The organism is Micromonospora sp. NPDC047134, from assembly GCF_040643455.1.
Classification (GTDB): Bacteria; Actinomycetota; Actinomycetes; order Mycobacteriales; family Micromonosporaceae; genus Micromonospora.
The window spans coordinates 40,012-65,099 of the sequence record NZ_JBEYUI010000022.1 but is presented as its reverse complement, the minus strand read 5'-3'; the positions used below and the strand labels follow the sequence as shown (position 1 = coordinate 65,099).

At 70.7% G+C, this 25,088-nt stretch carries 27 protein-coding genes; 20 read left to right on the top strand and 7 right to left on the bottom strand.

Features of this window, described 5'->3' with window-relative positions:
* Nucleotides 1-272 precede the first annotated feature (272 nt).
* From ABZ795_RS23300 to ABZ795_RS23260, 9 genes are all read left to right on the top strand, one after another.
* Nucleotides 273-575 carry an urease subunit gamma gene (locus ABZ795_RS23300; protein WP_013734263.1) on the top strand — a complete coding sequence of 101 codons (303 nt, stop codon included), beginning with the start codon at nt 273-275 and terminating at the stop codon, nt 573-575.
* Complete coding sequence (locus tag ABZ795_RS23295; protein WP_357531863.1) at nt 572-901, top strand: urease subunit beta; 330 nt, start codon at nt 572-574, stop codon at nt 899-901. Before ABZ795_RS23300 ends, ABZ795_RS23295 begins: the two co-directional genes overlap by 4 nt.
* A complete protein-coding gene (locus tag ABZ795_RS23290; protein WP_357531862.1) occupies nt 898-2,601 on the top strand; it encodes an urease subunit alpha in 1,704 nt (567 codons plus the stop codon). Before ABZ795_RS23295 ends, ABZ795_RS23290 begins: the two co-directional genes overlap by 4 nt.
* The gene (locus ABZ795_RS23285; RefSeq protein ID WP_357531861.1) at nt 2,601-3,302 is read left to right on the top strand and encodes an urease accessory UreF family protein; all 702 of its coding nucleotides are present in this window, start codon (nt 2,601-2,603) and stop codon (nt 3,300-3,302) included. The genes ABZ795_RS23290 and ABZ795_RS23285 overlap by 1 nt, the downstream gene beginning before the upstream one ends.
* On the top strand, nt 3,292-4,020 hold the full coding sequence (gene ureG, locus ABZ795_RS23280; protein WP_357531860.1) for an urease accessory protein UreG: 729 nt from the start codon (nt 3,292-3,294) through the stop codon (nt 4,018-4,020). The genes ABZ795_RS23285 and ureG overlap by 11 nt, the downstream gene beginning before the upstream one ends.
* Nucleotides 4,020-4,793: an urease accessory protein UreD gene (locus ABZ795_RS23275; protein ID WP_357531859.1), complete on the top strand. Its 774-nt coding sequence runs from the start codon at nt 4,020-4,022 to the stop codon at nt 4,791-4,793. The genes ureG and ABZ795_RS23275 overlap by 1 nt, the downstream gene beginning before the upstream one ends.
* The gene (locus ABZ795_RS23270; RefSeq protein WP_357531858.1) at nt 4,777-5,142 is read left to right on the top strand and encodes a hypothetical protein; all 366 of its coding nucleotides are present in this window, start codon (nt 4,777-4,779) and stop codon (nt 5,140-5,142) included. The genes ABZ795_RS23275 and ABZ795_RS23270 overlap by 17 nt, the downstream gene beginning before the upstream one ends.
* Nucleotides 5,143-5,184: 42 nt before the next feature.
* Nucleotides 5,185-5,931, top strand: coding sequence for a methyltransferase domain-containing protein (locus ABZ795_RS23265; RefSeq protein ID WP_357531857.1), 747 nt, complete (start codon nt 5,185-5,187; stop codon nt 5,929-5,931).
* Nucleotides 5,932-6,017: 86 nt separating this feature from the next.
* Complete coding sequence (locus tag ABZ795_RS23260; RefSeq protein WP_357531856.1) at nt 6,018-7,040, top strand: serine hydrolase; 1,023 nt, start codon at nt 6,018-6,020, stop codon at nt 7,038-7,040.
* A 174-nt stretch (nt 7,041-7,214) separates the two neighbouring features.
* On the opposite strand, the gene ABZ795_RS23255 is transcribed toward ABZ795_RS23260, so the two are convergent.
* Nucleotides 7,215-7,658, bottom strand: a complete 444-nt coding sequence (locus ABZ795_RS23255) for a MarR family winged helix-turn-helix transcriptional regulator (protein ID WP_327025608.1) — start codon at nt 7,656-7,658, stop codon at nt 7,215-7,217.
* 96 nt (nt 7,659-7,754) lie between these two features.
* Between ABZ795_RS23255 and ABZ795_RS23250 the strand changes: the two genes are divergently transcribed.
* The 7 genes from ABZ795_RS23250 (at nt 7,755) to ABZ795_RS23220 (ending at nt 16,377) form a co-directional block, all read left to right on the top strand.
* Entirely contained in the window at nt 7,755-8,879 is a 1,125-nt protein-coding gene (locus ABZ795_RS23250; protein WP_357531855.1) for a substrate-binding domain-containing protein, read from the top strand.
* Nucleotides 8,880-9,353: 474 nt separating this feature from the next.
* Nucleotides 9,354-10,598, top strand: coding sequence for an urea ABC transporter substrate-binding protein (gene urtA / locus ABZ795_RS23245; protein WP_327025610.1), 1,245 nt, complete (start codon nt 9,354-9,356; stop codon nt 10,596-10,598).
* A gap of 104 nt (nt 10,599-10,702) precedes the next feature.
* Complete coding sequence (urtB, locus tag ABZ795_RS23240) at nt 10,703-11,590, top strand: urea ABC transporter permease subunit UrtB (RefSeq protein WP_327025611.1); 888 nt, start codon at nt 10,703-10,705, stop codon at nt 11,588-11,590.
* Complete coding sequence (urtC, locus tag ABZ795_RS23235) at nt 11,587-12,750, top strand: urea ABC transporter permease subunit UrtC (RefSeq protein ID WP_357531854.1); 1,164 nt, start codon at nt 11,587-11,589, stop codon at nt 12,748-12,750. The genes urtB and urtC overlap by 4 nt, the downstream gene beginning before the upstream one ends.
* Nucleotides 12,747-13,514 (top strand): urea ABC transporter ATP-binding protein UrtD, encoded by a 768-nt coding sequence (gene urtD / locus ABZ795_RS23230; protein ID WP_357531853.1) that lies wholly within the window; start codon nt 12,747-12,749, stop codon nt 13,512-13,514. The genes urtC and urtD overlap by 4 nt, the downstream gene beginning before the upstream one ends.
* Entirely contained in the window at nt 13,514-14,206 is a 693-nt protein-coding gene (gene urtE, locus ABZ795_RS23225; protein WP_357531852.1) for an urea ABC transporter ATP-binding subunit UrtE, read from the top strand. Before urtD ends, urtE begins: the two co-directional genes overlap by 1 nt.
* A gap of 194 nt (nt 14,207-14,400) precedes the next feature.
* Nucleotides 14,401-16,377: a cellulase family glycosylhydrolase gene (locus ABZ795_RS23220; protein WP_357531851.1), complete on the top strand. Its 1,977-nt coding sequence runs from the start codon at nt 14,401-14,403 to the stop codon at nt 16,375-16,377.
* Nucleotides 16,378-16,487: 110 nt separating this feature from the next.
* On the opposite strand, the gene ABZ795_RS23215 is transcribed toward ABZ795_RS23220, so the two are convergent.
* The 6 genes from ABZ795_RS23215 to ABZ795_RS23190 form a co-directional block, all read right to left on the bottom strand.
* Entirely contained in the window at nt 16,488-16,982 is a 495-nt protein-coding gene (locus tag ABZ795_RS23215) for a Rieske (2Fe-2S) protein (protein ID WP_327025616.1), read from the bottom strand.
* Between the two features lie 16 nt (nt 16,983-16,998).
* A complete protein-coding gene (locus ABZ795_RS23210; RefSeq protein WP_357531885.1) occupies nt 16,999-17,511 on the bottom strand; it encodes a DUF6529 family protein in 513 nt (170 codons plus the stop codon).
* Nucleotides 17,512-17,627: 116 nt separating this feature from the next.
* Nucleotides 17,628-18,413 carry a hypothetical protein gene (locus ABZ795_RS23205; RefSeq protein ID WP_357531850.1) on the bottom strand — a complete coding sequence of 262 codons (786 nt, stop codon included), beginning with the start codon at nt 18,411-18,413 and terminating at the stop codon, nt 17,628-17,630.
* Between the two features lie 87 nt (nt 18,414-18,500).
* Nucleotides 18,501-19,154 (bottom strand): STAS domain-containing protein, encoded by a 654-nt coding sequence (locus ABZ795_RS23200; protein WP_357531849.1) that lies wholly within the window; start codon nt 19,152-19,154, stop codon nt 18,501-18,503.
* An 86-nt stretch (nt 19,155-19,240) separates the two neighbouring features.
* Nucleotides 19,241-19,510 carry a GlsB/YeaQ/YmgE family stress response membrane protein gene (locus tag ABZ795_RS23195; RefSeq protein ID WP_327025619.1) on the bottom strand — a complete coding sequence of 90 codons (270 nt, stop codon included), beginning with the start codon at nt 19,508-19,510 and terminating at the stop codon, nt 19,241-19,243.
* A 37-nt stretch (nt 19,511-19,547) separates the two neighbouring features.
* Nucleotides 19,548-19,973: an STAS domain-containing protein gene (locus tag ABZ795_RS23190; protein ID WP_327025620.1), complete on the bottom strand. Its 426-nt coding sequence runs from the start codon at nt 19,971-19,973 to the stop codon at nt 19,548-19,550.
* A gap of 153 nt (nt 19,974-20,126) precedes the next feature.
* Here ABZ795_RS23190 and ABZ795_RS23185 point away from each other — a divergent pair, with 153 nt between their 5' ends.
* The 4 genes from ABZ795_RS23185 to htpG all read left to right on the top strand — a co-directional run bounded on the left by ABZ795_RS23185 (nt 20,127) and on the right by htpG (nt 24,797).
* Nucleotides 20,127-20,810 (top strand): response regulator transcription factor, encoded by a 684-nt coding sequence (locus ABZ795_RS23185; RefSeq protein ID WP_327025621.1) that lies wholly within the window; start codon nt 20,127-20,129, stop codon nt 20,808-20,810.
* Nucleotides 20,807-22,162: a HAMP domain-containing sensor histidine kinase gene (locus ABZ795_RS23180; RefSeq protein WP_327025622.1), complete on the top strand. Its 1,356-nt coding sequence runs from the start codon at nt 20,807-20,809 to the stop codon at nt 22,160-22,162. Before ABZ795_RS23185 ends, ABZ795_RS23180 begins: the two co-directional genes overlap by 4 nt.
* A complete protein-coding gene (locus ABZ795_RS23175; RefSeq protein WP_357531848.1) occupies nt 22,159-22,734 on the top strand; it encodes a GerMN domain-containing protein in 576 nt (191 codons plus the stop codon). Before ABZ795_RS23180 ends, ABZ795_RS23175 begins: the two co-directional genes overlap by 4 nt.
* Nucleotides 22,735-22,880: 146 nt before the next feature.
* Complete coding sequence (htpG, locus tag ABZ795_RS23170) at nt 22,881-24,797, top strand: molecular chaperone HtpG (protein ID WP_357531847.1); 1,917 nt, start codon at nt 22,881-22,883, stop codon at nt 24,795-24,797.
* The last annotated feature ends 291 nt before the right edge of the window (nt 24,798-25,088 follow it).

Here is a 25,088-nt window from a genome sequence, read left to right as displayed (position 1 = left end):
ACCCGGCACACGGCTTTCGACACGAGCGAGGCGACCATCGATCGCCCATTGCCACGGCCCGCGTGATCCCTTACGGTCTGGTCAGCGGTGGGCGGTGCGGTCCGCATCCGATAAGCCACCGCCGGTGCCTCGCCAGGTGGGCCGGGAGGGTGGAACTCCCGACGCCCGCACACGTGGCGGGACCCGGCGGGCGAGCCCCGAACCGTGGGACGGCGCGTCGAGGCGTCGCAGCCGGCGGTCGACGGGGCGCGGACACCCACCGGGAGCCACCCTTGTATCTCACTCCCCATGAGCAGGATCGTCTGCTCGTGCATGTGGCGGCCGATGTCGCCCGGCGTCGCCGCGAACGCGGCCTGCGCCTGAACTATCCCGAAGCCGTCGCGGTGATCACCGCCTTCCTGCTCGAAGGCGCCCGCGACGGGCGTTCCGTGGTCGACCTGATGTCCGCCGGCCGTACCGTGCTGACCCGCGAGGACGTGCAGGACGGCATCCCCGAGTTGCTGGGGGAGGTGCAGGTGGAGGCGACGTTCCCGGACGGCACCAAGTTGGTGACGGTGCACCACCCGATCCCGTGATCCCGGGGGAGATCCTGCCGGCGGCCGAACCGGTGGAGATCAACGTCGGGCGGCCGGTGACCACCCTGCTGGTGGTCAACACCGGCGACCGGCCGGTGCAGGTCGGCTCGCACTACCACTTCGCCGAGGCCAATCCGGCGCTGGACTTCGACCGGGACATCGCCTGGGGGCAGCGGTTGGCCGTACCGGCGGGCACCTCAGTGCGTTTCGAGCCGGGGGTGAGCCGCAGCGTCGACCTGGTGCCGTTGGCCGGTGCCCGGATCGTGCCCGGCCTGCGCGGCGAGTGCGCCGGGGCACTGGACGTCGGTCCGGAGGTGCCGGCATGAGCACCGTCGAGCGGAACCGCTACGCCGCGCTGTACGGGCCGACCACGGGTGACCGGATCCGGTTGGCCGACACGAACCTGCTCATCGAGGTCGAGCACGACCACTGTGTCGGCGGTGACGAGGCGGTCTTCGGCGGCGGCAAGGTGATCCGGGAGTCGATGGGCCAGTCCCGGGCCACCCGGGCCGAGGGCGCCCTGGACACCGTCATCACCGGGGCGGTGGTGCTCGACCACTGGGGGGTGGTCAAGGCCGACGTGGGGCTGCGCGACGGGCGGATCGTGGCCCTGGGCCGGGCCGGCAACCCGGACACCATGGACGGGGTGCACCCCGACCTGGTGATCGGCCCGGCCACCGAGGTGATCGCCGGCAACGGCCGCATCCTGACCGCCGGGGCGGTGGACACCCATGTGCACTTCATCTGCCCGCAGATCGTCACCGAGGCTTTGGCCGGTGGGGTCACCACCCTGGTCGGCGGCGGCACCGGACCGGCCGAGGGCACCCGGGCCACCACGGTCACCCCGAACGCCTGGCACCTGGCCCGGATGCACGAGGCACTCGACGCCTTCCCGGTCAACGTGCTGCTGCTCGGCAAGGGCAACACGGTCTCCACCGAGGCGCTGTGGGAGCAGCTGCGGGCCGGGGCCGGCGGGTTCAAGTTGCACGAGGACTGGGGCACCACCCCAGCGGCGATCGACGCCTGCCTGCGGGTGGCGGACGCCTCCGGGGTGCAGGTGTCCATCCACACCGACACCCTCAACGAGGCCGGATTCGTCGCGGACACCCTGCGGGCGATCGGCGGCCGGGCCATCCACTCGTACCACACGGAGGGGGCCGGGGGAGGACACGCGCCGGACATCATCACGGTCGCCGGGGAACCCAACGTGCTGCCCTCCTCGACCAACCCGACCCGCCCCTACACCCGCAACACCCTCGCCGAGCACCTGGACATGCTGATGGTCTGCCACCATCTGAACCCGGCCGTGCCGGAGGACCTGGCCTTCGCCGAGAGCCGGATCCGACCCTCCACCATGGCCGCCGAGGACCTGCTGCACGACCTCGGGGCGATCTCCATCATCGGCTCGGACTCCCAGGCCATGGGCCGGGTCGGGGAGGTCGTGCTGCGCACCTGGCAGAGCGCACACGTGATGAAGGCCCGGGTGGGGGCCCTGCCGGGTGACGGCGCCGCCGACAACCACCGGGCCCGGCGGTACGTGGCGAAGTACACCATCTGCGCGGCCATGGCCAACGGCCTCGACCACGAGATCGGGTCGGTCGAGCCCGGCAAGCTCGCCGACCTGGTGCTCTGGGAACCGGCCTTCTTCGGCGTACGACCACACCTGGTCATCAAGGGCGGCATGATCGCGTACGCCCAGATGGGGGATTCGAACGCCTCGATCCCCACCCCCCAGCCGATGCTGCCCCGGCCGATGTTCGGCGCCTACGGCGGTGCGGCGGCCGCCACCAGTCTGGCGTTCGTGGCCCCGGTGGCCCTGGAGGCCGGGTTACGTCTCGATGTGCGCCGCCGGGTGGTGCCGGTGGCCGATGTGCGCTCGCGCGGCAAGGCGGACCTGCCGCAGAACAACGCCCTGCCGCGCATCGAGGTCGACCCGGACACCTTCACCGTGCGCATCGACGGAGAGGTGGTCGAACCCGATCCGGTCACCGAACTGCCCATGGCCCAGCGGTACTTCCTGTTCTGATGGCCGTACCGACGATTCTGCTGCTGGTGGCCGACGGACGGTTCCCGGCCGGTGCGCACGCCCACTCCTGCGGCCTGGAGGCGGCCGTGGCGGCCGGACGGGTGACCGACCTGGCGACCCTGGGGGAGTACCTGCGCGGTCGGCTGGCCACCGTCGGGCTGGTCGCGGGGGCCTTCGCAGCGGCGGCCTGCCGGCCGGCCGGTCCGCTGGGGGCGGACGGGGTCCACGATCGACGGGCGGCCCTCGCTCGACTCGACGCTGAACTGGACGCCCGTACCGCCTCGCCCGCCCAGCGGGCGGTGTCCCGGCGGCAGGGCCGGGCCCTGCTGCGGGCCGGTCGGGAGATCTGGCCGGCCGCCGGCTTCGACGACCTGCCCGCGACCCCGGGCGGCCCGCACCAACCGCTCGTGCTCGGGCTGGTCGGGGCCGCCGCCGGGCTGGACCCGGGGCAGATCGCCACGGTAGCCGTGCACGCCACAGTGACCGGGGCGGCCAGTGCGGCCGTACGCCTGCTGGGTCTCGACCCGTACCAGGTGCAGGCCCTGCTGGTGCGACTGGCCGAGGCCTGCGACACCACCGCTGCCCGCGCGGCGGCCGCCGCCGAACTACCGCCGTGGCGGCTGCCCGCCGCCGCGGCCCCACTTGCCGACATTCACGCCGAAGCTCATGCCACCTGGGAGGTGCGTCTCTTTGCGTCCTGACCTTGCTCACGACGAGTCCGTTCCCCACACCCACCCCGAACCGGGGGTGGATCCGCACGCCCCGCTGCCCACGGAAGTGCGGGCGTTGCGGGTCGGCATCGGCGGTCCGGTCGGCTCCGGCAAGACCGCTCTGGTCGCCGCGCTGTGTCGGGCCTTCGCCGACGAACTGCGGCTGGCCGTGGTGACAAACGACATCTACACCACCGAGGACGCCGATTTCCTCAAGCGGGCCGGGGTGCTCGACCCGGCCCGGATCCGGGCGGTGGAGACCGGCTGCTGCCCGCACACCGCCATCCGCGACGACATCGGCGCGAACCTCGACGCGATCGACGAACTGGCCGAGGCGCTGGGCCCGCTGGACCTGGTGCTGGTCGAGAGCGGCGGGGACAACCTGACCGCCACCTTCAGCCGGGGCCTGGTCGACCGGCAGATCTTCGTGGTCGACGTGGCCGGCGGGGACAAGGTGCCGCGCAAGGGCGGGCCGGGGGTCACCGCCGCCGACCTCCTGGTGATCAACAAGACCGATCTGGCGCCGATGGTCGGCGCGGACCTGTCCGTGATGGATCGCGACGCCCGGGCCCGGCGCGGCACCCTGCCCACGGTGTTCCAGTCCATCACCGAGGACCCCCTGGCCACCCAGGTCGCCGAGTGGATCCGGCACGAACTGGCCCACCACCGCGCCGGTACCCGGGCGGCGGTTCCCGCCGGGCAGGCCTGATGCGGGCCACCGCCCGGCTGGTGGCCCGTGCCGACCGGCACGGCCGCACCACCCTGGCCGAGCTACGCGGCGAGAGCCCCCTGCTGCTGCGCCAGGTCCCCGGACCGGGCGGTGGCGTCACGGTGTACGTCGTCGGCGGGGCGGCCGGTCCGCTCGCCGGCGACGACCTGCGGCTGGAGGTCGAGGTCGGCCCGGGTACGGCGGTACGGGTGCAGACGGTCGCCGCCTCCATCGCGCTGCCGGGTCGCCCCGGGGCGGTCTCCCGGATGCTGGTGCGGGCCACCGTCGCGGCGGAGGCCGTCCTGCACTGGCTGCCGGAGCAACTGGTCGCCGCGGCCGGCTGCGCGCACATAGCCGACGCCCAGGTGGAGGTCGCCGAAGGCGGCACCCTGCACTGGCGGGACGAGTTGATCTGTGGCCGGCACGGCGAACAACCCGGGCACGCCGAGATCAACACCTGGGTGGACCTGGCCGGTAGGCCGCTGTTGCGTCAGTCGTTGACGGTCGGACCCCAGGCACCCGGCTGGGCCGGCCCGGCGGTGCTCGACGGCGCCCCGGCCACCGGTTCACTGCTGGTTCTCGACCCCACCCGAGCACCCGAGCCACCGGCGGTACGGGACACCCTGGCCCGGCTGCCGTTGGCCGGTGGACCGGCGACCCTGTGGACCGCCACGGCTCCGGACGCTCACACCCTGCGGTCGTACCTCGATCTTCCGGATAGCATCGCTGCTTCGACCGGGAGAGAGGACCAAGAGGTTGTCCGAACTGGGTGAGGTCGTCGCCGAGCGGCGCATCGCGGTCATCGACCCGGATGGTGCCACCTCGGAGCTGGTGGTCCGCCTGGGGAAGCCACATCCGGATCCGTCGTCGCGCAACGGCGACTGGGGCTGCCCATTCCAGGTCGAGGGACTGAACGAGAACTCGGTGCAGACCGCGTACGGGGTGGACTCCCTCCAGGCGCTGCTGCTGGCCGCGTACCGGGTCCGGCTGCTGCTGGCCGAACACGCCGGGCAGACCTCGGCCCGGCTGGACTGGCTGGGACAACCGGACTTCGGCCTGCGCGTCGACCCGGGTCTGACCGTGCCACCCGCCGGCCTCGGGGGACCGGCCGGTCCCTGGTAATCCGGTTGGCCCGGGTGGCGCGGGTGGTTAGCGTGCCGGTGCATGGACCTGCCGCGACAATTCGTCATCCGCGAGGGTGACCTGCGCATCCTCAACCCCTTCGACGCGGAGAAGCTGGCCACCCTGGGGCGGGCGCTGAAACTCGCCCCGGGCACCTCGATCCTCGACCTGTGCAGCGGAAAGGGTGAGCTGCTCTGCACCTGGGCCCGCGACCACGGGGTGATCGGCACCGGCGTGGACATCAGCACCGCCTTCACCGCCGCCGCCCGGCAGCGAGCCGTCGAACTGGGGGTGGCGGAACAGGTCAGCTTCGTGCACGGGGACGCCGCCTCGTACGACTGCGAGGAACCGGTCGACGTGGCGGCCTGTGTCGGGGCCACCTGGATCGGCGACGGTGTTCCCGGCACCCTGGAGATCCTGGCCCGAGGCCTGCGTCCGGGCGGCATGGCCCTGATCGGTGAGCCGTACTGGCGCATCGAGCCACCCGACCAGGCGACCGTCGAGGGCTGCGACACCACCCACCGGGACGACTTCCACGACCTGCCCGGCCTGGTCGGTCTCTTCGGTGACCAGGGCTGGGACCTGGTCGAGATGGTGCTGGCCGACCAGGACAGCTGGGACCGCTACGCGGCGGCACACTGGCTGAACCTGCGCCGCTGGCTGGACGACAACCCAGACGATCCGCTGGCCCCCGAGCTACGTCAGGAGCTGACCGAGGACCCCCTGCGCCACGTGCGCTACCGCCGCGACCACCTGGGCTGGGGAGTCTTCGCCCTGATCCGCCGCTGACCGGGACTGCGCCGGATCAGGTGATATGGCACCGTGTGTCCGGTGCCGGCACCCGCCGGCCGAACCGCTGGGCGAAGGAGTGGCGAATGGCTGAGCAGATGAGTCGTCGGGCCGTCATCGGAGCCGGGGTGGCGACGGCGGCGCTGGTCGCGACGCCGGGCAGAGCCGTGGCGGCACCGGGCCCCGACGCGGGATCGTCGATCGGCACCTTACCGGCGCCGGAGGCGATCCGGCGTGCGTACCGGAAGCAGAAGGCGCTGGCCGGGGGTGTGTGGCATGCGCATGTCGCGATGGTCGGTGCCGCCGGTGGGCTGAATGTCGTCGTGGACGACGACGCCGACCGGGTGACGCACGGCTACAGCGTGCAGAAGCTCGCCGTCGCGGTGGCCGTCATGGACAAGATCGACCGTGGTGAGCTGGCCCTCGGTCAGCGCCTGGACCTGACCGGAGACATCATCCTCGGCGGCAGCGGGATCTACTTCCTGCACACCGTCTGGGGTGACGAGATCACCGTGGCGAACTTCCTCACCGCGTTGCTGCTCGTCTCGGACAACACCGCGGTACGGATGTGTGGCCGGGTGGTGCCGGCCCTGGAGATCAACGAGATCCTCGCGGCCAAGGGTTTCACCCATACCCGGGTGGAACCGGTGGCCAACCCGAACCGGTTCTTCCTCGGCGTGACCACCCCGCGGGAGACCCACGACCTGCTGTGGCGGCTGGCCAACAAAACCCTGCTGTCGACCCGGTCAAGCGACTTCCTGCTCGGGATCCTGCGCTGGATCAACGGCTACCACGACGGGATTCGCCGTGACATGTCCTCGGCCGAGCGCAGCCGGGTGGCCACCAAGTACGGGGCGGACTACGACTCGCGGGGTGCCGCCCGGCACGAGGTGGGCATCATGTTCGACCCCACCGGCGCACCCACCCTGACCTACGCCTTCTTCGCCGACTCCCTCGGCGACCTGGACAACTACGGCGGCACCCACCCGGCGGTACGCGCCCACGCGGTCCTCGGCCGCACCATGTTCGACGCCGTCTCCCCGATCACCAACCGCACCGCACCCGCCCGCCACCGCGTCCCAAAATTCCACCCCACCAACGGCGGCTGACCACCCCCTGCGCCCCCGCACCCCGCGCCCCTGTGCCCCCGCGCCCCGCCGATCTTGCACTTTTTGTCGCCACATAAGCCGCATAAGCCGTGTATCAGCGACCAAAAGTGCATGATCGCCGGGCCGAGCCGAGCTGGGTCGGGCAGGGGGCTGGGGCGGGTGGGCCTGGGTGGGTCAGGCGGGGGTGGGGTGGGGGTGGGGGGTCAGGCGGGTGATCAGGGCGGTCAGGTGGGTGGCGAGGGTGATGTCGTCCACTGTGCTGAGGTCGGCCAGGTCGGCCCGGATCAGGGCGGCGAGGCGTTCGTGCTCGGCGCGGCCACGGGTGGTCAGGTAGGCCCGGATGCGGCGACGGTCGACCGGGTCGACCCGGCGGAAGACCAGGTTGCGGTCGACCAGTTGGTCGACCAGCTTGGTCAGGGTGCCCGGGGGCAGGGACGCCTCGGCGGCCACCTCACTCATCGGATGGCCCAGCCCGTCGGCGAGCAGACCGAGCACCCGCCACGCCTCGATGGTGAGCCCTTCGTCGGCCAGTAGGGCGCCGACCCGGCGGGAGAGTAGTCGTTCGGCGCGGGTGAGCAGGGGCAGCAGGTCGGCTGCGGAGCCGGGAAACTCTGACATGTCACTCCCGCCTTGCGGTTGCCGGTCATCGTACCGAGACGTCCCGCCCAATGGGGAGAACTGGTCACCGGGATCGGCGGCGGCCACGATGTGTTCATGTCCGGTCCGGCATCGGGGAACGGGAGTCCAGCGGCGACGTCGAGCATCGCCGCCGGGACCTCCTGGCTCACGGTCGACCGGGGCGTGGTCAGCATCGCGTTGGTCTTTCCGATGCGGGGGCCCGCCGGGATGTTCGGCCCCAGCTGCGAGCTCTGCGCTCAGCTCGCCGTCGAGGAGGTCAACAATCGGGGCGGGGTGCTCGGTCGCCAACTGCGGCTGATCCCGGTCGACGGCGGGGCACCGCCGGCCGAGGTGGCCGCCGAGGTGGAGGCCCTGGTGTCGGTCGGGGCGGTGCAGGGGGTAACCGGTTGGCACATCTCCTCGGTCCGGCAGGCGGTGGCGCCACGGATCGCTCACCGGGTGCCGTACGTCTACACCGCCCTGTACGAGGGCGGTGAGCGTACCGAAGGGGTCTTTCTGACCAGCGAAACCCCGGATGCCCAGCTCCGGCCGGCGATGCGGGCGTTGGCCGACCTGGGGGTGCGACGCTGGTTCGTGGTGGGCAACGACTACGTCTGGCCCCGCCGGACCACGCAGGCCGCCTACCGGTACGCCCGGGGCAGTGGCGGCCGGGTGGTCGGGCACCATTTTCTGCCGCTGGAGACCCACGACTACGCCGAGGTGCTGCGGCGGATCGAGCACAGCGACGCCGACGCGGTGCTGATGCTGCTGGTCGGGGCGGACGCGGTGCGGTTCAACCGGGCCTTCGCCCGCTCCGGACTGGATCAGCGGTGTCTGCGGCTGAGCACCCTGATGGACGAGAACATGCTGCTGGCCAGCGGTGCGGCCAACACCGCGCGGCTGTTCAGCACGGCCGGTTTCTTCGCCGGCCTGGTCACTCCGGAGAACCTGGACTTCCACGGCGCCTTCGCCCGCCGGTTCGGGCTGGAGGCGCCCCCGTTGGGCAGTCTCGGTGAGTCCTGTTACGAGGGGGTCATGTTGCTGGCCGCCCTCATCGCCAAGGCCGGCACGTTGGACGTCCGGGCGGTGGAGGCCTCCGCCGAGGTGGTGTCGTACGACGGGCCGCGCGGGGAGTTGCGGCTGCGTCGGCGGCATGTGCGTCAGCGCATCTACCTGGCCGAGGCCGACGGCCTGGATTTCACCGTGGTGGCCGAACTCTGATCCGACCGCAGGGCATCGACCGGAGCGTGATGCGACCGTGCCTTGACAGGTCCGGAGATCGGCCACATAAGATACTTCCTGCGTGAAGTATCCGGCGTGGAACCGGATCTCGCCCACCGTTGGACGACAGTCGACAATGCACTGTGGCCGACGGCCGAAAAATGTATGCCGGTAGCCCCTGAGCCGATTTCTCTTCGGCGGGCGCCGGCATTTTTTGCGTCCGCTGGATCGCCGTTACCTGACAGCGGAAACAGTCTATTGAGGATTGGGAAACATCCGCGCAACGAAACGGATCGAAGCTTTCCCTGCCCGATATCCGAATCGGCGCCCGGTCGGTGTCCACCCGCCCGCCGGGCACCGCGATGTTTCACCGGACCGCACCGCAAAACCGCAGCTCGACACCCTCGACCCGGGACCGGCGCTCGTTCCCGGGCAACTGACTCCACGCCTTGAGGTGCGACGCAGGGAGATTTGATGACACTGTTGCGGGGACGACGCATCCTAGCGGGTGCCATGACCCTGGTCGCCGCGGCCACGCTGGCCGCGTGCGGCAGTAAAACCACCGACGAGAAGGTCTCCTCCGGCGTCACCGCCGACACCTCCGGCGACACCGTCAAGGTGGGCCTGCTCAATTCCCTGTCCGGCACGATGGCCATCAGTGAGGTGACCGTCCGGGATTCGATCATGTTGGCGATCGAGGAAATCAACGCCGCCGGTGGGGTGCTCGGTAAGAAGATCCAACCGGTTGGTGAGGACGGCGCCTCGGACTGGCCGACCTTTGCCGAGAAGGCCGAGAAACTGATCCGCGAAGACCGGGTGGCGGCCGTGTTCGGCTGCTGGACCTCGGCCAGCCGCAAGGCCGTCAAGCCGGTGTTCGAGAAGAACAAGGCGCTGCTGTTCTACCCGGTGCAGTACGAGGGACTGGAGCAGTCGCCGTACATCTTCTACACCGGGGCGACAACCAACCAGCAGATCGTGCCCGGCCTGGAGTACCTCAAGGCGCAGGGCACCAAGTCGATCTACCTGGTCGGCTCGGACTATGTCTTCCCGCGTACCGCAAACAAGATCATCAAGGCGTACGCCGAGGCCAACGGCATGAGCGTGCTGGGGGAGGACTACGCCCCGCTGGGCTCCACCGAGTTCGGCACGATCACCAACAAGGTGAAGTCCTCCGGGGCGGACGCGGTCTTCAACACCCTCAACGGTGACAGCAATGTCGCGTTCTTCAAGGAGTACAAGTCCGCCGGGCTGACCGCGGCCAGTATGCCGGTGGTGTCGGTGTCGATCGCCGAGGAGGAGGTCAAGAGCATCGGCACCCAGTACCTGGAGGGCCAGCTGACCGCCTGGAACTACTACCAGACCACCCCGGGGGCGGCCAACGAGAAGTTCGTCGCCGCGTACAAGGCCAAGTACGGGGCGGACAAGCCGACCAGCGACCCGATGGAGGCCGCCTACGTCTCGGTCTACCTGTGGAAGGCGATGGTCGAGAAGGCCGGCACCTTCGAGGTGGAGCAGGTCCGCAAGGCCTCCGACGGCATCACCTTCGAGGCACCGGAGGGTCTGGTCACCGTGGACGGGGCCACCCAGCACATCGCCAAGACCGCCCGGGTGGGCAAGGTCGGCCCGGACGGCCTGATCACCGAGGTGTGGAACTCCGGCAAGCCGATCACCCCGGACCCGTACCTCAAGAGCTACCCCTGGGCAGGCGGCCTCAGCTGACCGGTCCTGGTCCGGTCGGCCCAGCGCCGACCGGACCGACCCCACCCGGGCCGCCGGCAGGCCCGGCCCGGGTGGGCTCCCCTCAGCAGTACGGAGTAACCACCGTGACAGTTCTCATCGGCCAACTCTTCACCGGCGTCAGCATCGGAGCGGTGCTGCTGCTCATCGCCCTCGGCCTGGCCCTCACCTTCGGCCAGATGGGGGTGATCAACATGGCGCACGGCGAGTTCATCATGGCCGGCGCGTACACCACCTATGTCCTGCAACAGGTCATCACGGCGGCCGGCTGGTCCCTGCTGATCGCCCTGCCGGTGGCCTTCGTGGTGGCCGGGGCGATGGGGGTGCTGCTGGAGTACCTGCTGATCCGCCGCCTCTACGCCCGCCCGCTGGACACCCTGCTGGTCACCTGGGGTGTCTCACTGATCCTGCAACAGCTGGCCCGGGACATCTTCGGCAGCCCCAACGTGCAGACCCGCGCCCCGCAACTGCTCACCGGCAACATCGCTCTGCCCGGCGGGATCACGGTGGCCAACAACCGGCTGTTCATCCTGGCCCTGGCCGCCGCCGCGGTGGCCGCCCTGACCGTCGGGCTGCGGGTGACCCCGCTGGGCCGCCGGATCCGGGCCGTGGTGCAGAACCGCGACCTGGCCGCGGTCTCCGGCATCCCCACCGCCCGGGTGGACCGGATGACCTTCTTCATCGGCTCCGGCCTGGCCGGGGTAGCCGGGGTAGCGCTCACCCTGCTGGGCCCGATCGGTCCCACCATGGGCACCAACCTGATCATCGACGCCTTCCTGGTGGTCGTGGTCGGCGGGATCGGTCAGCTCAAGGGCACCGTGATCGTCGCCTTCGCCCTGGGCGTGCTCCAGGCCACCGGCGAGTACCTGACCACCCTCAGTGTCGCCAAGGTGATGGTCTTCATCGCCATCGTCGCCTTCCTCCAGTGGCGGCCCCAGGGCATGTTCACCCTGCGAACCCGGAGCCTGGCATGACCACCGTCGCCCGTGATTCCCGTACCGTCGTCGATTCCACGCCGCCACCGGCCAAGCCGGCGGCCGGACCGTCGCGGCACCGCTTCCGGGCCGCCGCCGGGTTCGCCTTCGGTGCCGCGGTGCTGTTCGCCGTGGCGCCGCTGGTGCTGTCGGACTTCCGGCTGTCCCTGCTGGCCAAGTATCTCTGCGTGGCCATGGTCGCGGTCGGCATCGGCCTGGCCTGGGGGCGCGGCGGAATGCTGGCCCTCGGCCAGGGGGTGTTCTTCGGCCTGGGTGGCTACGCGATGGCCATGCATCTCAAGCTCGCCGACGCGGGACCGGGCAACATGCCCGACTTCATGCTGCTGTACGGGCAACTCGACGAGTTGCCGCTGTGGTGGCGCCCCTTCGCCAGCCCCTGGTTCGCCCTGCCCGCCACGGTGCTGCTGCCGATGGGGGTGGCCTTCGTACTAGGGTCCCTGGTGTTCCGGCGTAGGGTCCGGGGCGCCTACTTCGCCATCCTCAGTCAGGCCCTGGCCGCCGCCATGGTGATCCTGCTGATCGGCCAGCAGGGCACCACCGGCGGCACCAACGGCCTCACCGACATCCAGGGCTTCTTCGGCTACGACCTGGACGACCCGGTCAACCAGCGGATGGTGTACTTCATCATCGCCGGTACCCTGCTGGCGCTGCTGGCCCTGGCCCGGCACCTGATGCAGTGCCGCTACGGCGAACTGCTGGTGGCCGTACGCGACGGCGAGGAACGGGTCCGTTTCCTCGGGTACGACCCGGCGGTGGTCAAGCTCGTCGCGTACGTGGTGGCCGCCGGCATGGCCGGGCTGGCCGGTGCGCTGTTCGTGCCCGCGGTCGGCATCATCTCCCCAGCAATGATCGGGATCGTCCCGTCGATCGAGTTCGTCATCGGGGTGGCCGTCGGTGGGCGGGCCACCCTGCTCGGCCCGGTGCTCGGCGCGGTGGCGGTGGCCTGGGCGCGTACCGCCCTGTCGGAGCGGTTTCCGGGCGGCTGGACGTACCTTCAGGGTTTGCTGTTCGTGGTGGTGGTGGCGTTCCTGCCCGGCGGCCTGGCCTCGCTGATCGGCCTGCTCCGGCGGGACGAGGGCAAGCGGCGGTTCGGCCGGCTGCGCCGGACCCGCCGCCCGGAAGGGCAGGTGTCGTCATGACCGAGCAACTGCACGGGCTGTACGTGCGGGATCTGCGGGTGAGCTTCGACGGCTTCACCGCGGTCGACGGGGTGAGCCTGGAGGTGGCGCCGGGGGACCTCCGGTTCCTGATCGGTCCCAACGGTGCCGGCAAGACCACCCTGGTAGACGCGGTGACCGGGCTGGTCAAGGCCACCGGCTCGGTACGCTTCGGCGAGCGGGAACTGCTCGGCCGCCCGGTGCACCGGATCAGTCGCCTAGGGGTGGGGCGCACCTTCCAGACCTCGACGGTGTTCGAGGAACTGACCGTCCTGCAGAACCTGGACATCGCGGCGGGGGCCCGGCGTGGCTGGGGCACCCTGCTGCGCCGCCGACACGGCATCCCCGATGAGGTGGCCGAGGCCCTGGAGGTGATCGGCCTGGCCGGTCGGGCCGACCAGCTCGCCGGCACCCTGGCCCACGGCCAGAAGCAGTGGCTGGAGATCGGCATGCTGCTGGTGCAGGATGCCCGGCTGCTGCTGCTCGACGAGCCGGTGGCCGGGATGAGCCACGAGGAACGCGACGCCACCGGTGAGCTGCTGGAGCAGGTCAGCCGGGATCGGACGGTGGTGGTGATCGAACACGACATGGACTTCCTGCGCCGGTTCGCCCGGACGGTCACCGTGCTGCACGCCGGGCGGGTGCTCAGTGAGGGCACGGTCGCCCAGGTGCAGGCCGACCCCCGGGTGCAGGAGGTCTATCTAGGCCACCCGGTCGAGGGCGGCCCGACCCCTGTGGAGGCATGATGTTCAGTCTGCGTGGGGTGCACGCCGGCTACGGCCGCAGCCGGGTGCTGCACGGCGTCGACGTCAGCGTGCCGGACGACGGGGTGGCCACCGTGCTGGGCCACAACGGGGCCGGCAAGTCCACCCTGCTGCGGGTCGCCGCCGGACTGCTGCGCCCCAGTGCCGGACGGGTCGAGTTCGACGGCGAGGACATCACCCGGCTCGCCCCCCACCAGCGGGTCGCCCGGGGCCTGGCGTACGTGCCGCAGGGTCAGCAGTGTTTTCCGCACCTGACGGCGGCGGAGAACCTGCGCCTGGTCGCCGACGGCCGCCGCGACGGTGCGGCGGCCACCGCCGAGGTGCTGGACCTGTTCCCGGCGCTGCAACCGCTGCTACGCCGGCGGGCCGGGCTGCTCTCCGGCGGGCAACGCCAGCAACTGGCCATCGCCCGGGCGTTGATCACCCGACCTCGGATGCTGATGCTCGACGAGCCCACCGAGGGCATCCAGCCCTCCGTGGTGGCCGAGATCCAGGACCGGATCGTGGCGTTGATCGCGCAGACCGGCTTCAGTGTGCTGCTGGTCGAGCAGCACCTCGGGTTCGCGCTGAAGGTGGCCGACCGCTACCACGTCCTGGAGTCCGGCCGGGTCACCTCCGCGGGGGAGGGCGGCGGCCAGGCCGAGCACGATGTCCGGGCGGCGCTGGCCGTGTAGAAGGCTGATCGACTCCGTTTCGCCGTAGTGGCGGTGTTCGGCCGGGGCTGTCACCGCCATCGGGTCGAAACGGCGGACATCCACTTCCGCTGTCGACCACTACCGCATAAGGTGTCCCGTGGAAGCGCTCCCACGGTCTGTCGGGCAGGGCCGTTGTGTCGACGTTCCTCGTCACCCACCACAGAGGAAGTCGCATGTCCGCACGGAGAAAACTCCAGGCCCTGGCCACCACGGCCGTGGTGCTGCTGGGCCTGGCCGCCGCCACCCCCGCCGCCTCGGCGGCCCCCACGGCCGGCACCGCGAGCGCCGCCGCCCCGGCCAACGACTGGCTGCGTACCGACGGCAACAAGATCGTCGATGAGGACGGCAACCAGGTCTGGCTGACCGGGGCCAACTGGTTCGGTTTCAACGCCACCGAACGGGTCTTCCACGGCCTGTGGTCGGCCAACATCGAGAACATCACCCGCCAGATGGCCCAGCGCGGCATCAACATCGTCCGGGTGCCCATCTCCACCCAGTTGCTGCTGGAGTGGAAGGCCGGCCAGGCGATCCGGCCGAACGTCAACACCTACGTCAACCCGGAGCTGGAGGGCATGAACAACCTCCAGGTCTTCGACTACTGGCTGCAACTGTGCGAGAAGTACGGCCTGAAGGTCATGCTCGACGTGCACAGCGCCGAGGCCGACAACTCCGGGCACACCTACCCGGTGTGGTGGAAGGGCACCATCACCTCGGAGCTGTTCTACCAGGGCTGGGAATGGGTCACCGCCCGCTACCGCACCAACGACACCATCGTCGCGATGGACATCAAGAACGAGCCGCACGGCACCCCCAACGACCCGCAGCGGGCCAAGTGGGACTCCAGCACCGACCAGGACAACTTCAAGTACGCCTGCGAGACCGCCGGCAGGCGGATCCTGGCCATCAACCCGAACCTGCTGATCCTCTGCGAGGGCATCGAGGTCTACCCCCGTCCCGGGGCCACCTGGAACTCGCCGAACACCAACCCGGACCGCAGCCCCAACTACTTCTACAACTGGTGGGGCGGCAACCTGCGCGGGGTCGCCGAGCACCCGGTCGACCTGGGCGCCCACCAGGACCAGCTGGTCTACTCCCCGCACGACTACGGACCGCTGGTGTTCGAGCAGCCCTGGTTCGCCGGTGACTTCGACCGGGAGTCGCTGACCAACGACGTGTGGCGGCCGAACTGGTTCTACATCCACGAGCAGAACATCGCCCCGCTGCTGGTCGGCGAGTGGGGTGGACGGCTGGGCCAGGACGCCCGGCAGGACCGCTGGATGGCCGCGCTGCGCGACCTGATGATCGACAACGGCATCCACCACACCTTCTGGTGCCTCAACCCCAACTCCGGTGACACCGGGGGTCTGCTGCTCGACGACTGGAACAGCTGGGACGAGACGAAGTACAACCAGATGCTCAAGCCGGCGCTGTGGCAGCACAACGGCAAGTTCGTCGGCCTGGACCACCAGGTGCGCCTGGGTGGTGCCAACTCCACCACCGGCATCAGCCTGGCCGAGCGGTACGCCGACGGCCCCGACCCGACGGACACCACCGCCCCGACCGCGCCGGGCCAGCCCACGGCCACCGAGGTGACCGCCACCGCCGCCACGCTGAACTGGGCCGCCTCCACCGACAACGTGGGCGTCACCGCCTACGAGGTGCTGCGGACCACCAGCGGCTCCGGTGGGGCCGGCGTGGTCACGGTCTCCGGCACCAGCTACCGGGCCACCAACCTGACCGCCTCGACCAGCTACACCTTCACGGTACGGGCCCGGGACGCCGCCGGTAACGTCTCGACGGCCTCACCCCCGCTGACCCTGACCACACCGGCCGACAACGGCGGTGGTGGTGACCAGGGCTGCGCCGCGACCTACCGGGTGGTCAACTCCTGGCAGGGCGGCTACCAGGCGGAGGTGACCGTACGCAACCCCGGCACCACGGCGATCAACGGCTGGACGGTCAGCTGGACCGCCCCGGCCGGCACCACCATCTCGTCACTGTGGAACGGGCGGTTGACCACCTCCGGCACCTCCGTGACGGTGCGCAACGAGCCCTACAACGGCCAACTGGCCGCCTCGGGCAGCACCACCTTCGGGTTGACCGGCAACGGATCGGGCGTGCCGAGCGCGCTCACCTGCGCGGCGTCCTGACCCGGTGAGCCGGGACCTCTGCCCCACCCGCCCCCGGGTGGGGCAGAGGCCGTCCGGAAAAGCGGTCCTCCCGGACGGCCCCGCGCGGCCCGGGCCTGGGTGGGCCGCGTCTAGGCCAGCCGGATGGCGTCACCGTCGACGGTGACGTTAGCGGCCGGCAGTGGAGCCCGGGCCGGTCCACTGCGTACGGAACCGTCGGCGATGTCGAACACGCTGTTGTGACAGGCGCAGGTGATGACGCCGCCGTCGACCGAGGTGACCGTGCAGCCCTGGTGGGTGCAGGTGGCCGAGAAGGCCTTGATGTCGCCCTCGGTGGGCTGGGTGACCACCACCCCGGCCGAGGCGAAGATCGCACCTCCGCCGACCGGGATGTCGGCGAGGGTGGCCAACGCCGGGGGAGCCGGGCTGTCGTCCGGGGCACCGGATCCGGAAGGGTCGGCGCTGCCCCCGGGAGCGGTACTGCCCCCGGGAGCGGCGACCGGTGGCGGGGCCGCCGCCGGCTGGCCGTACGTCGCGCAGCCGGTCAGTGCGGCCACTCCCGCCGCGCCGGTGCCGGCCAACAACGCCCGTCGCGACCGGCAGCAGCCGGCCTGATCGTGGTTCATCTCTGCCTTTCGAAGATCAGAACTGGATGCCGAAGGTGGTGAAGTACCACACCGACGAGGTCAGGAAGATGCCGATCAGGGCGACGAAGACCACCCCGCCGACCACCGGCAGCACCCAACCGGCCAGGCCGCGTTTGGGCAGGGTGAGCATCTTGGTGGCGAACGCACCGAAGAAGAAGCAACCCAGCAGGGAGTGCATCAGGGTACGGGTGTCGTAGCCGTCGAAGCCGAGGGCGTACAGGCAGTGCACCGCGACCGGTACGGTCAGCAGGAAGGCGATCCGCCCCGACCAGCGGTGCGCGGCGCCGGCCCAGGAGGGGGAGAACCCGCCGAGCCGGCCCCACATGGACAACGCCGACAGTAGTTGGATCACCGCGAAGAAGGCTGCCCCGGTGCCCAGCCACACCTTCACCGTCAGGGGTGAGGAGAAGCCGGCCACGTTGACCGCGATGCCGGTCGGGGTGTGGGTGCGGCCGTAGACCCCCAGGGCCACCGCCACCCCCGCCCCGACCACCAGCGGCACCACCATGGAGGGACGCCGTCGGGACTCGCTCGGTGCCGGGCCGAATTCGCGGATCACCTCGATGTCGGGTGCCGACGGGTGGCGGGGCACCGTGCGCACATTGCCCTGACGGTGCTGGGACATCACCGCCCTCCGGGGATTACCGGCTCGGCGACGATGGTCACGTCGTTGACCACGGTGCTGAAGAAGGCCGGGTCCAGCGGCGGAGCAGGGATCGGCTTGCCGTTCCAGGTGACGATGCCGATCTGGGTACCGTCCGGCAACATGATCCAGCCGCCGTCGATGCCGGCCTTGCGGCCCTCCTCGGTCACCCGGTAGATCGCCGGGGCGGTGCCCTCGCCGGACTTGACGACCGGCTCGTCGGCCTCCTCGTCGGCCTTCTTGTCGTCCGGCCGGGCGGTGAACTTCCAGCGCCGAACCCCCACGATCATCTCGCCGCTGGCGCTGTCACCGCGGATGATGCCGGTCAGCTTGGCGTCCTTGCCGGTCAACTCGATCTTGCCGTCGCGGACCGTGCCGGACAGCCACAGCTCCATGCTGCGGCCGTCGCACACGTACGCCTCGGCCTTGCCGCCCTTGACGGTGATGGCGATCGTGGCGCCGTTCTCCAGCTGGCCGATCCAGTTCTGCTCGACCGAGGGGGCCTCGGTGTCCTCCGGCGACTCCTCCGGCCCGTCCGGCGGCTGGATGTTGGCCGGTCGGCTGCTGTCCGGGTCGGGTTGTTCCTCCTCCACCGGGGCCTCGTCGTCGACGTCCACCTCGTCCTGCGGCGGTAGGGCGACAGCCGACGGGGCGCTGTCGGCGCTCGGTTGGGTGCTCGGCGGTGATGCCTGCGCACTCATCGTGAACAGCACGGCAGCCGTCACCGCCCCCGACAGGAGGGTGAGCAACGGGGTCAGGCGCTTCATGGGCCACTCCCTTCGCCATCAGGTACGGCAACGGAAGTGGATCGGTTCAACACCGGCCGGGAAAGGTTCCCACCGATGCCGGAGTGCTCAGACGGTGATCCGGGTGACCGGTCGGCGGGCGGGGGCTTTGCGGGGCCCGGCGGAGCGGGCCCGCACGGCCTCGGCCGGGGTCACGTCGACCCGTACCACCTCGCCCGCGGCGGGATCCTGGGCACGGAGCTGGGTCAGGGCCTCGTCCAGGCTGGCGAAGATCGGGAAGACCCCGTCGAGCTTCATCGTGTGCAGCACCGTACGGATGAAGCGGGAGGGGGCGGCCAGGCAGAGGCGCTGGCCCCGCTCGCGTACCTCCCGGTGGGCGCGGACCAGCAGACCCAGCCCGACCGAGTCGATGACCTGCACCCGGGCCAGGTCCACCACGACTGTCCCGGCCAGGCCGACAGCCGCACGCAGCGCGGCCCGCAGTTCCTCGGCGGCCTCGGCGCTCAGGGCAGCCGCCCCGGTGAGCGCGGCGACCTCCGCACCGTTGCCGGCACCGGACTCGGGCCCGCCACCCGGTGGCAGGGTGCTGCACCGGGGGCAGCGGTGCGGACCGGTGGCGAACGGGGAGCCACTCCAACCGTGATCGGAGACCAGGGTCCAGACGACCTCGGCATCGGGCAGCACGGCGGCCATACCGGTGGTGGTGTCGCCGCACATGTCGCAGATCAGGGTCATCAGGTTGTCGTCCGGTACGACGGTCATCCTGTTTCCTCTCCGGTACTGGCGGTGCGAGGGGACGGGACAGGGATCTCGGTGCCTTCGGCGGTGGGGCGGATCCGGTGCGGGGCTCAGCGGGAGTCTGAGTGTTCCTTGCTTGCGGTGGCAAGCACGATCACCACGCCGGCCGTGGCCAGACCGGCCTGGCCGATCAGGCCCAGCAGGGTGAGCCCACGGAACCCGAGGAGCCAGGCGCTGATGGCGCCGAGCAACGCGGCAGCGGCACCGATGGTCATGGTGAGCCAGACCGGGACGTTGGACCGGCCGGGAACGATGAACCGGCCGAGCACACCGGCGGCGAGGCCGACGGCGACGGCTGCGACGATCCCGGGGACGGTCATGCTGCTCCTAGTCCTGGCAGTGGCGGGGTCCGCCGGCTCAGTTCCGCGCGGTGACGGCCGCCCGGCCGTACACCCTCGGGTGACCGGTGGCATCCACGGCCGGGTCGCCGGACCCGGCCCCAGGGGCGGCGGTCACGGCAGAGGCCGGCCCGCCGTCGGTGTGCACCGACAGGATCTGGTGCAGCCGGGCGGTCTGGAGGATGCGGGTGATGCGGGGGTTGGGATCGCGTATCGACAGCACCCCACCGGTGCGGACCAGTCGGCGGTGTACGTCGAGCAGCAACCCGATGCCGGCCGCGTCGATGTGTCGACAGCCGGAGAAGTCCACGATCACCTGCTGGGGTTGCAGGGCCAGCAGTCGGTCGAACACCGCGCCGGTCTCCGGCAGGCAGGCCAGGTCGAACTCCGTGATGGCCACCTCCACCAGCGGCACGGTGCACTCGGGGCGTCGTGGCGTGGTCACGTCGCTGCCCCCTCTCCGGCGCTCCCCAGGTTGGTCTCACCCTGCCCAGCGGGGTTGGCGGGCATTGCGCGGACGTATGACAGTTGCGTGACAAAACACCCTTGCGGCGGTGGTGGTTGGTCGGTCGGCGAGGGCTTGGGGATGATTCCCGGTATGACAGCGGTACTGGTGATCGAGGACGACGACCGCATACGGCTGGCTCTGCTGCTCGCTCTGGAGGACGAGGGCTACCAGGCGCAGGGTGCGGCCACCGCCGAGGAGGGGCTGCGGGTGCAGCGCCGGACCCCGGCCGACTACGTCCTGGTCGACCTGATGCTGCCCGGAATCGACGGCTTCGAGTGCATCCGTCAGATGCGGCGCGACGACGACGTGCCGATCGTGGTGGTCAGCGCCCGGGACGACACCCACGACATCGTCGCCGCCCTCGAGGCCGGCGCCGACGACTACGTGGTCAAACCGGTGGCGATCAAGGAGTTGACGGCCCGGCTGCGGGCCCTGCGGCGGCGGGCCCGCACGGTGAGCCCGGTGGAGGAGCCGGTGCCGGTGCTGGTCTTCGGCGAGCTGGAGGTCAGCCCCGAGGCCGGGGAGGTCCGCCGGGCGGGTGAGCCGGTGGCGGTCACCCGTACCGAGTTCCGGCTGCTCTGCGAGCTGGCCGAGCACGCCGGGCGGGTGCTGTCCCGGCAGCAGCTGCTCAGCCGGGTCTGGGGGTACGACAGCGGGGACGAGCGGCTGGTCGACGTGCACGTCGGCCGACTGCGCCAGAAGATCGAAGCCGACCCGGCCAACCCCAAACACCTGGTCACCCTGCGCGGGCTCGGCTACAAGCTGCAACGATGAGACGTCTAGGACTGCGCGCCCGGGTCACCACGGCCTTCGCCGTCGGTGCCCTGCTGCTGTCGGCCTCGATGGCCCTGGTCTCCTACGAGCTGACCCGCCGTACCCTGCTCGACGAGCGGGAACGCGCCGTGCTGCGGGCGGCCTACTATGACGCGGCCGTGGTCCGGGCCGGACTCGACACCGACAACCCGGACGCCGGAGAGGCCCTGCGGACCCTGGACACCGGCACCAGCCGGCGGGCGGTGCTGCATCTCAACGGCGACTGGTACGGCCGGGCCGCCGACAACGGCCTGACCGCCGCGATCCCCGGGCGACTGCGGGAACTGGTCAGCGCGGGGGAGCCGGCCGTGCAGCGCATCCGCGTCGACGACCAGCCGGTCCTGCTGGTCGGGGTGCCGTTGTCGGAGTCGGCATCGTTCTACGAGATCGCCTCCCTGCGGGAGCTGGAGCAGACCTTCCAGGTCCTGGCGTTGGCGCTGACCGCCGTGGCGATCATGGTGGCCGGCTCCGGGGCGGCCCTGGGCTGGTACGCCACCCGACACGGCCTGCGTCCCCTCACCGCGGTCGCCAACGCCGCCGAGCGGATCGCCGCCGGTGACTTCACCACCCGGCTGACACCGGACACCGACCCGGACCTGAACCGGCTGTCGACCTCCTTCAACCGGATGGTCGACGAACTGGCCCAGCGCATCGACCGGGACCGGCGCTTCGCTGCTGATGTCAGCCACGAGCTGCGCTCCCCGTTGCAGACCCTGGCAGCGGCGGCAAGCGTGCTGTCCCGGCGCCGGGACAACCAGGACGAGCGGACCGCCACTGCGGCCCGGCTGGTGGCCGACGAGATCGACCGCTTCCAGCAACTGGTCAACGATCTGCTGGATCTGGCCCGCAGCGACCAGTCGGTGCACCGGCAGCCCGTGGACGTGGCTGAAGTCGCCCGGCAGGCGTGCCGGGACCGGGGACTGCCGGAGACGATCGTGCAGGTGGCTGCGGACACCCCGGCGACCTGGCGGGTCGACCAGCGTCGGGTGGCGCAGGTGCTGACCAACCTGCTCGACAACGCCGAACGCCACGGCGCCGGTGCCGTGGGGGTGCAGTTGTCGCGGACGGGCGACACCGGCATCGTCGAGGTCGACGACGAGGGGCCGGGGGTGCCGGTGGAGGACCGGGAGGCCATCTTCGACCGCTTCGTCCGGGGCCGGGCGGCCAACTACCGGGGCGACGGTGACGGCACCGGCCTGGGGCTGGCGCTGGTCGCCCAGCACGCCGCCGCCCACGGGGGCGGAGCCTCGGTCGGGGACCGCCCGGAGGGTGGCGCCCGGTTCCGGGTCACCCTGCCCGGGAGTGTGTCATGACCGGCAACCGGGCCGGAGTCGCCGTGGCGGCCCTGCTGCTGGCCCTGGTCGCCGCGTGCGGGGTGCCCGGTGAGGATCGGCCTCGTGCGGTGACCCCGCCCCCCGGCCCGCTGCCGTCGACGGCCACCGCCGCCCCGACCACGGCGGAGACCGGCGCGGTGACCGAGGTGCTCTACTTCTCCCGCGACGACAAGTTGGTGCCGGTGACCCGCCGCATCGACGAGGTGCCCGCGGTCGAGGTGCAGTTGCGGGACCTGCTGGCCGGGCCCACCCAGGCGGAGCGCGACGACGGCCTGACCAACGCGCTGACCGGGGCGTTGAGCAACGCCGAGGTGGAACTCCTCGACCGGCAGGCCCGGGTCACGGTCACCGCCACGGTCGCCGAGACCGGGAGCACCCACGAGATGCTGGCCTACGGGCAGATCGTCTGTACGCTGACCGCCCGCGCCGATGTCAACACGGTGGTCTTCCTGCGTGATGGTGCCCCGCTGAGCGTCCCCCGGGGAGACCACTCACTGTCACCTGATCCCCTGACCGCCGCCGACTACGCGGCCCTGATCACCCCGCGGTGAGGGGGCCATGACGGATTTCCCCGGCTGTCCGGGGGCGGGCCGGCGTCGTGTCGGCGGGGTGGGCCGGTGCCGCACGCGGACAGCGACGACTCGTATCCTTTCCGCGAGTCGTCGTCGTGGCTGACGAGCAGAGAAAGGGACAAGGTGTGAACGATCAGGCCGAGACGTTGGAGTTCCAGGCCGAGGCCCGTCAGCTGCTGCAGCTGATGGTCCACTCGATCTACTCGAACAAGGACGTGTTCCTCCGCGAACTGATCTCGAACGCCTCCGACGCGTTGGACAAGTTGCGCCTGGCGGCGTTGCGTGACAAGGACCTCGCCGTCGACACCGATGACCTGCACATCACCATCGAGGTCGACCGGGAGGCCCGCACCCTCACCGTGCGGGACAACGGCATCGGGATGACCCGTGAGGAGGTCGTCTCCGTGATCGGGACGATCGCCAAGTCCGGCACCGCCGAGCTGCTGCGCCAACTGCGCGAGGCCCAGGACGCGGGGGCCTCCCAGGAGCTGATCGGGCAGTTTGGGGTCGGCTTCTACGCGGCGTTCATGGTCGCCGACTCCGTCGAGCTGACCACCCGCCGGGCCGGCGAGAGCGGTGGTACCCGGTGGGAGTCCACCGGGGAGGGCACCTACACCATCGCCGCCCTGGAGACCGCGCCCCAGGGCACCGCGGTGACCCTGCACCTCAAGCCGGCCGACGCCGAGGACAACCTGCACGACTACACCGCGGAGTGGACGATCCGCGAGATCGTCAAGCGGTACTCCGACTTCATCGCCCACCCGATCCGGATGGCCGTCGAACGTCCCGGCACCGACGGCGCCGAGGCCACCACCGAGACGGTCACCCTGAACTCGATGAAGGCGCTGTGGGCCCGCCCTCGGGGCGAGGTGGAGCCGGCGGAGTACCACGAGTTCTACAAGCACATCGGCCACGACTGGGCCGACCCGCTGGAAACCATCCACATGCGGGGTGAGGGCACCTTCGAGTACGAGGCCCTGCTGTTCATCCCGTCGCACGCGCCGATCGACCTGTTCTCCCCGCAGGGCCGCCGGGGTGTGCAGTTGTACGTCAAGCGCGTCTTCATCATGGACGACTGCGACGCCCTGATGCCCAACTACCTGCGCTTCGTCAAGGGCGTGGTGGATGCCCACGACCTGTCGCTGAACATCTCCCGGGAGATCCTCCAGCAGGACCGGCAGATCCGGGCCGTACGTCGTCGGCTGGTCAAGAAGGTGCTGGCCACCGTCAAGGACCTCAAGACCGGGCAGCCCGAGCGGTACCGCACCTTCTGGACCGAGTTCGGTGCCGCCGTCAAGGAAGGGCTGATCGACGACACCGACAACCGGGACACCCTGCTGGAGATCCTGTCGGTGGCCTCCACCCAGGACCCGGCGGAGCTGACCGACCTGGCCGGCTACGTCAGCCGGATGAAGGAGGGTCAGAGCGACATCTACTACGCCACCGGCGAGAACCGGGCCACCATCGAGAACTCTCCACACATGGAGGCCTTCCGGGCCAAGGGCTACGAGGTGCTGCTGCTCACCGACCCGGTCGACGAGGTCTGGGTGGAGCGGGTCGGCAGCTACGACGGCAGGACGCTGCGCTCGATCGCCAAGGGCGAGGTGGACTTGGACACCGAGGAGGAGCGCACCGAGGCCGAGGCGGAGCGGGAGCGCCAGCGCACCGAGTACGCCGACCTGCTCACCTGGATGGGCGGGGTGCTGGCCGACTCGGTCCGGGAGGTACGCCTGTCGTCGCGGTTGACCACCTCCCCGGCCTGTGTGGTCGGTGACGCCCACGACCTGACTCCGACCCTGGAGAAGATGTACCGGGCGATGGGTCAGGAGCTGCCGAAGGTCAAGCGGATCCTGGAGATCAACCCGGGTCACCCGCTGGTGACCGGGCTGCGCAAGGCGTACGAGCAGGATGGTGCCAACGACTCCCTGGCGGAGACCGCCGAGCTGCTGTACGGCACGGCGTTGCTGGCCGAGGGCGGTGACCTGACGGACCCGTCGAGGTTCGCCCGGATCCTCGCCGACCGCCTGGCCCGCACCCTGTAGCCGCTGGATCGTCTGCGGACTGAGTGTCCGATTCGGGGTCGGGTGGCCATGGTGTGGCGGCACACCCACCCGACCCCGAATCGGATGGCCCTGCCAGCGGCGATGGACCGCCGCCCTCGACTCGGTCCTGCCTGTGGCACCACACCCACTGTGAACTACGTGTAAGTCAGCTGTCCGTTATAGATCTTTCATCTGCTTCAGCCGTCGATTTCTAGCCGACCGGTGAAAAGATCGTCACCAGTCCGCGTCCACAGAGGACCAACAAACGAACCGGGATGCTCCGACGGGCGC

Excerpts from the sequence above, each read along its gene's own strand:
- ABZ795_RS23180 (WP_327025622.1), top strand. The coding sequence starts at position 20,807 with ATGAGACGTCTAGGACTGCGCGCCCGGGTCACCACGGCCTTCGCCGTC.
- ABZ795_RS23275 (WP_357531859.1), top strand. The coding sequence starts at position 4,020 with ATGCGGGCCACCGCCCGGCTGGTGGCCCGTGCCGACCGGCACGGCCGC.
- urtC (WP_357531854.1), top strand. The coding sequence starts at position 11,587 with ATGACCACCGTCGCCCGTGATTCCCGTACCGTCGTCGATTCCACGCCG.
- ABZ795_RS23255 (WP_327025608.1), bottom strand. The coding sequence starts at position 7,658 with ATGTCAGAGTTTCCCGGCTCCGCAGCCGACCTGCTGCCCCTGCTCACC.
- ABZ795_RS23260 (WP_357531856.1), top strand. The coding sequence starts at position 6,018 with ATGGCTGAGCAGATGAGTCGTCGGGCCGTCATCGGAGCCGGGGTGGCG.
- ABZ795_RS23175 (WP_357531848.1), top strand. The coding sequence starts at position 22,159 with ATGACCGGCAACCGGGCCGGAGTCGCCGTGGCGGCCCTGCTGCTGGCC.
- ABZ795_RS23205 (WP_357531850.1), bottom strand. The coding sequence starts at position 18,413 with ATGAAGCGCCTGACCCCGTTGCTCACCCTCCTGTCGGGGGCGGTGACG.
- urtE (WP_357531852.1), top strand. The coding sequence starts at position 13,514 with ATGTTCAGTCTGCGTGGGGTGCACGCCGGCTACGGCCGCAGCCGGGTG.
- ABZ795_RS23220 (WP_357531851.1), top strand. The coding sequence starts at position 14,401 with ATGTCCGCACGGAGAAAACTCCAGGCCCTGGCCACCACGGCCGTGGTG.
- ABZ795_RS23215 (WP_327025616.1), bottom strand. The coding sequence starts at position 16,982 with ATGAACCACGATCAGGCCGGCTGCTGCCGGTCGCGACGGGCGTTGTTG.
- ABZ795_RS23290 (WP_357531862.1), top strand. The coding sequence starts at position 898 with ATGAGCACCGTCGAGCGGAACCGCTACGCCGCGCTGTACGGGCCGACC.
- ABZ795_RS23265 (WP_357531857.1), top strand. The coding sequence starts at position 5,185 with ATGGACCTGCCGCGACAATTCGTCATCCGCGAGGGTGACCTGCGCATC.
- urtA (WP_327025610.1), top strand. The coding sequence starts at position 9,354 with ATGACACTGTTGCGGGGACGACGCATCCTAGCGGGTGCCATGACCCTG.
- ABZ795_RS23200 (WP_357531849.1), bottom strand. The coding sequence starts at position 19,154 with ATGACCGTCGTACCGGACGACAACCTGATGACCCTGATCTGCGACATG.
- ABZ795_RS23185 (WP_327025621.1), top strand. The coding sequence starts at position 20,127 with ATGACAGCGGTACTGGTGATCGAGGACGACGACCGCATACGGCTGGCT.
- ABZ795_RS23250 (WP_357531855.1), top strand. The coding sequence starts at position 7,755 with ATGTCCGGTCCGGCATCGGGGAACGGGAGTCCAGCGGCGACGTCGAGC.
- ABZ795_RS23195 (WP_327025619.1), bottom strand. The coding sequence starts at position 19,510 with ATGACCGTCCCCGGGATCGTCGCAGCCGTCGCCGTCGGCCTCGCCGCC.
- ABZ795_RS23285 (WP_357531861.1), top strand. The coding sequence starts at position 2,601 with ATGGCCGTACCGACGATTCTGCTGCTGGTGGCCGACGGACGGTTCCCG.
- urtD (WP_357531853.1), top strand. The coding sequence starts at position 12,747 with ATGACCGAGCAACTGCACGGGCTGTACGTGCGGGATCTGCGGGTGAGC.
- ABZ795_RS23210 (WP_357531885.1), bottom strand. The coding sequence starts at position 17,511 with ATGGTGGTGCCGCTGGTGGTCGGGGCGGGGGTGGCGGTGGCCCTGGGG.